General features: G+C 35.8%; 6 protein-coding genes. 5 read left to right on the top strand and 1 reads right to left on the bottom strand.

Annotated elements, in window-relative coordinates:
• Positions 1-21: 21 nt before the first annotated feature.
• Complete coding sequence (locus AC1DRF_RS15615) at positions 22-252, top strand: hypothetical protein (protein ID WP_016764194.1); 231 nt, start codon at positions 22-24, stop codon at positions 250-252.
• A 149-nt stretch (positions 253-401) separates the two neighbouring features.
• On the opposite strand, the gene AC1DRF_RS15610 is transcribed toward AC1DRF_RS15615, so the two are convergent.
• Positions 402-1,301 (bottom strand): DMT family transporter, encoded by a 900-nt coding sequence (locus AC1DRF_RS15610; RefSeq protein ID WP_427076513.1) that lies wholly within the window; start codon positions 1,299-1,301, stop codon positions 402-404.
• Between the two features lie 135 nt (positions 1,302-1,436).
• On the opposite strand from AC1DRF_RS15610, the gene pdxR reads away from it, so the two are divergent.
• The 4 genes from pdxR to AC1DRF_RS15590 all read left to right on the top strand — a co-directional run bounded on the left by pdxR (position 1,437) and on the right by AC1DRF_RS15590 (position 5,263).
• On the top strand, positions 1,437-2,870 hold the full coding sequence (pdxR, locus tag AC1DRF_RS15605; protein ID WP_427076512.1) for a MocR-like pyridoxine biosynthesis transcription factor PdxR: 1,434 nt from the start codon (positions 1,437-1,439) through the stop codon (positions 2,868-2,870).
• 513 nt (positions 2,871-3,383) lie between these two features.
• Complete coding sequence (locus AC1DRF_RS15600) at positions 3,384-4,016, top strand: hypothetical protein (RefSeq protein WP_043982549.1); 633 nt, start codon at positions 3,384-3,386, stop codon at positions 4,014-4,016.
• Positions 4,017-4,154: 138 nt separating this feature from the next.
• Positions 4,155-5,000, top strand: a complete 846-nt coding sequence (locus AC1DRF_RS15595) for a DUF2971 domain-containing protein (protein ID WP_377573684.1) — start codon at positions 4,155-4,157, stop codon at positions 4,998-5,000.
• A 65-nt stretch (positions 5,001-5,065) separates the two neighbouring features.
• On the top strand, positions 5,066-5,263 hold the full coding sequence (locus tag AC1DRF_RS15590; RefSeq protein ID WP_013083246.1) for a ChaB family protein: 198 nt from the start codon (positions 5,066-5,068) through the stop codon (positions 5,261-5,263).
• The last annotated feature ends 302 nt before the right edge of the window (positions 5,264-5,565 follow it).

The following is a 5,565-nucleotide window of genomic DNA, read 5'->3' as shown; positions in this document are numbered from 1 at the left end:
GCTCATGGAGGGTGAATGAATATGAAAAATACGCAGATTCGAATTGAAACACTATCCTATCACTATGAAAGTATTATGGTGAATGATGAAGTAGAGCGTGCGATAAAAAGTATCGAAGTGACGTATCGAGCATATAAACATAACCACGTTTTAAACGGACATGTAGTACTTTCAGGAGAAGAGATTTACGATCTTCAGCAGCTGACTCACGCAGTGGCTGGAAAAATAAAAGCAGAATTAGAAACTACATAAAAAACGCCTTTCTTTAAATCTTAAACCAAGATTAAAGAAAGGCGCTTTTTTATTAATTAAACTGCAAAAAGAAGAAATTAAAGTATGTTCTAAATAAAATATATAGATAAAAAACATAGCCTCTAAGAGAATTACTTAAATCGTACACATTATCTTTGTATTGTGAACTTTGTCTCTTTTACCACTACTTTTCTTTTACTATGTGTAAGCAACACGCCGCATAACGTAATGATGCTTCCAACAATGGAAGCTGCACTCGGGATATCTTTTAAAAGCAGCCACGCTAAGAAAAAGGACAGCGCAGGAGTTAAGTAAAGAGAAATGGCAGCCTCAGCAGAACCTATACGCGATGTCAGATAAGCGAGTACCATATAGGGAATAACGGTTGGGAATAATCCTAAATATGTCACGCTTATTGCTGATCTGACAGAGATATGTGCAAGTTCTGTTTCTAACCCAGGTAAAAAAACAAGCATAGAAATTGTAGCCCCCCAAATACTGTACGTCACAAAAGAAAGGAAACCATACTTTTTTAATAAATTTTTTTGACATACTATATAGATGCTTTCTGCAAGGGCAGCTAGCAGAATCAGTAAGATTCCATTAACTGAGTGTACAAAGTTCTCTTTGCTGAAGGTTAAAAGTGCAATACCTGCAAAGCTTACTGCAGATCCAATCCATTTTCTTTTTCCGAACTCCTCCTGAAAAAGAAAAATAGCTAAAAGCGAAGAAAAAATAGGAGTAGTCGAGACCAGTAAACTTGCAATACCCGCACTCACCGTTTTTTCTCCAATGTTTAATGCCGTGTGATATACGGTAAAACCTAAAAAACCGAGTGCTAAAAGAAGTGGAATATCTTTTATATTAGGCAAGCGCATGTGTGTGGCAATTGCAATAACTAACAGCACTACAGAAGCAATACTTAACCGAACAAAAGCAAGGTGCTGAGGAGAAAACGATTCCAGCCCTATTTGAATAACTGGAAATGCTGAAGCCCATAAGCTAATCATCAGTATATGTAAGAACACCAAACTACACGTTAATTTCATGCTATTCATCTCCATTTTTCATTTTGAATCCAACCAGTATCTATTGTGGTTCCCATGTTAATAAACATTTGATAAAATGTCTTCAACCAGTTTAAAAGCAATTAACCCAACCACTTTAAAAACAGGAGTAAGTGTATGAATCAAGAGAACAGTTCGAGTTATCCAAAATACAAGCAAATCATTGATTTTATGAAAGAGAAAATTGCGCGTGGAGAATGGCCGATTGGAAGTAAAATTCCTAGTCAGCGAAAGCTTGCTGCTATGTTCGATGTTAACCGAAGTACGGTCATCACGGCATTAGAGGAATTAACAGCGGACGGTTTAATTGAAGGTAAGATGGGAAAGGGAACCACTGTTATAAATAATACATGGACACTTTTGGCTACGGCTCCGCCCGATTGGAATGTTCATGTGAAATCAGGTATGCATCGTCCGAGTCAAGCAATGGTACAAGATATTAATGAATCCGAATTTAACTCAAATCTTATTCAATTAAGCAAAGGAGAGCTTTCACCTGACATATTCCCTAAAGATAAAATGAAATATGCTATGGAAAAAGTAGCAAAAAACATGGAAGTTCTAGGATACGAAGAACCAAAGGGGTATTTTCCTTTACGAAAAGAGTTAAGTGCGTATATGAAGACAATGGGGATTGAATCTTCTCCAGATTCTATTTTAATTGTTTCCGGCGCTCTTCAAGCTCTTCAGCTTATTTCAATTGGACTGCTGCAAAAGAACTCTTCGGTTTTGCTAGAAAAACCTTCTTATCTATACTCCTTACATGTATTTCAATCAGCCGGAATGAACCTCAAAGGTCTTTCTATGGATGAGGAAGGAATAAAAGTAACAGCTATAACACGCGCCGACCCTCAAGAAGGGCAAGCAATTTTATATACAAATCCATGTTTCCATAACCCAACGGGAACATTAATGTCCTCAAAAAGGCGTTACGATTTGCTGAAAGAATGTGAGGAACATCAGCTTCCTATTATTGAAGATGATTTATACCGCGAATTATGGCTAAATAAACAGCCTCCGTTGCCATTAAAGGCTTTAGATAAAAATGGACACGTGTTATATGTTAGCAGTCTTTCTAAAACATTAAGCCCGGGATTACGTATCGGATGGATAGTCGGCCCAGAACCAGTCATTGAGCGTTTGGCGGATATTAAAATGCAAACGGATTATGGATCCAGCTCATTGTCTCAAAGAGTGGCAGCAGAATGGTTTAAAAATGGCTTATATCAACAGCATATGGAAACGGTACGAACCGAATTGCGAACAAGAAGAAAAGTTATGCTGAATGCTTTAGAAACATATGCAGGAGATGTAGCGACATGGACGAATCCTGAAGGAGGCTTTTTTATATGGGTGCATATTCAATCTTCTATTTCAATGAAATCTTTATACTCTCGTGCTTTAAAAACAGGAATATTGCTTAATTCCGGAAGTATCTATGCACAAGAAACCGGCAGTTATCTTCGGCTTTCTTACGCCTATGCTTCTTTACCAGATATCGATAGAAGCATTAAAATTATTGCTGAACTTATTCGGGAATTGCAAGTATAATAAAAAAAGGAGTAGTGGATTACCCACTATTCCTTTTTATTTGTATCAAACTCTTCTTCCTATAAAAAACTCCAAGTAACAATTGACTATATATTACCGTCTATAAATACATGTTATCTTTTATGACAAAAATAAGTTAAGAAGACTTTTAATTTGCTTTCTGTATTTCTTACATATAAATCGTGAATGGTTTTAACTACGTAATCATTATCAAACATTTTCAACACCTCAATTATTATTAAGTTTCCTGTTTGTTATAGTTTATGAAATAATCAGAAGCATATCATCCGCCATCAGCTGTAACTTTGCGGTTCATCTTTTACAACTAAAGGCTGAAATATACGCTCATGATTAAACGCACGAATAACAGGATATGCAAAAAAATGAAAAGTGTGCACGTTTTGTTTTAAAAAAGCTATATCTTTTAAAAAAGAAAATTGTCACACACATTTATGAATATGTATCTACTAAGCAAGAAGACTTTTTTAGTTGGTGGGATTGAAGGTGAAAATGATGGATGAATTATTTAAAGATCTTGATGTGTACAGGACGCAAGAAGAAATGAAGCAGTATTTTGAACATACGCAGAAAATGATTCATCAAAACAGAGAATATATAAAATTGGCTCGACTTAAAAAAGGGCGTTTCAAAAAGTTTTTTGAAGAGTTTTATCCGCTTTATTGCTTCAGCCAATCTTCCTATTGTCCGAGGAATTCAAAATTGAAGCTTATTATTGGAAGTCAAGGATACGACGGATTAATTCTTCAGCCGGATGGTACTGAAAAACGAATTGAAATTACTTCTTACAAAGATGGGAAACTGGAATTTGAAGATGCACAGAGGGTGAATTCAGGAAATTTTGCTCTACCCCGTATCCAGACGGAAGGTTCTGTAGAAGAGTATATAGAAAAAGTGCTAGAAAACATCCAAAAAAAGAGCAAAAAAGATTACAGTGGAGCATCCATTCTATTTGTTGTACACACGTTTCATTATTTTGAAGCCTACGGAAAAAGTTCAGCTGCCTTTATTCGTGCCTTAAAAAAAGAAATGAAGAATACTGATTTTCGAGCGGATAAAATTTATTTATTGGAATTAAATCAGCCAGAAAGTGAAAGTGTTAAGCAAAATATTCATTTCATTAAATAAGAAGACACGCTGCAGATGTTGAGGCGTGCCTTCTTTTCTGATAACAGAACTCTCCTAATACAGGTGGATAATTTTGAAAATTACAACAATTAAGTGCTATAATTCAAGTGTGAATATGCATTCAGAGGAGGAAAACCAATGGATTTAGCTTATAGAGATAAAGCTTACGAATATGCCAAAAGATTCGAATCTAGCTATGACGATTATGATGAACGCTATAAGGTGCACAATAATCCGACGGTGTGGCGATTTATGCCGCTGTCTGATTTTCAAGATTTACTGGAAACCAATGCGCTTTTTTTCGCAAAACCTGATGCATTTTCGGACCCTCTTGAAGGATGCTCTTCAATGTGGAACATAGAAGAGTTAAGAAAAAAAGGCGAACGTCATAACCGTACCTCTAGAACCTATATAAGAAAAATCCATGAATTTTCTGCTGTTTCATCCTGGCATATCAATGATTACGAAGCCGCTGGAATGTGGGATCTATATTTAAAGGGGAATGATGGCGTAGCTATTAAAACCACCTATGAAAATTTATTGTGCAGTATTAAAGATTTACGCTATAAAATCTTCTCTGGCAAAGTGCAGTACATAGACTTCCAAAAAGAAATGGTCAGTCACTCTGTATATGACACGTTATTTTACAAGCGCAAATCCTATCAGCATGAAAATGAATTGAGGCTTGTTATTGTAGCAAGTCGTATACACGCTTGGAAGCTGCAAAAGCTGTTCGAAATTCAAGGTATTTCCGCAAATCAATGGCAACAACGAATGGATATCCTTGAAAAAAGATCGTATGAGTTTTCTCATGAGCATGGTAACCTCCTTACATGTAATTTACATCAGCTTATCAATGAAATTTACGTATCACCAAGAAGCGCTCAAAACTGTGTAGATGAAGTAAAAGCCCTTGCTAAAAAACACGGACTCGCTTATAAAAAGGTCACTCAGTCCGACTTGTATAAGGACTATATTTATTAAATGTTTATGTTATTTGAAAACAGGTAAATCAGTAGTAAAAGATGTTTTCAAGGAGGAATACTATCATGCCTTACAATTCATTAAAAGAACTGCCGGATGGAGTAAGAGATAATCTTCCTCATCATGCTCAGGAAATTTATAAAGAAGCATTCAATTCAGCAAGTGATGAATACAAAGAAGAAGCTACCGCTCACAAAGTCGCTTGGAACGCGGTGAAAACGAAGTACAAAAAAGATGATAATGACAACTGGGTGAAAAAATAGAGACAAAAGAGCCTAACCATAATGGATTTATTATTTTTTGAAAAAATCTCCCAATTAGGTTTCAATTATTTTTTCGAGGGTATACACTCTATGTAAGGCCAATACAAGAAAGGAGAGACTGTACACATGCATTGTTTTACAGCGACTTCAAGAAACGTATTGAGCACCTTAGAAGGAAGATTTGTTTTGATTACAAAAGGCACATTGGTAAACAATCGTTATACTAAGTGCTAGGCTGTCTAATTCAGACAGAATACTCGACTATTCAAACATGACATTCAGTATAAAAAAGAAGATGCGCT

The sequence above is a fragment of the Priestia sp. P5_B4 genome (assembly GCF_056400385.1).
This window is presented reverse-complemented; position numbering and strand designations above follow the sequence as displayed.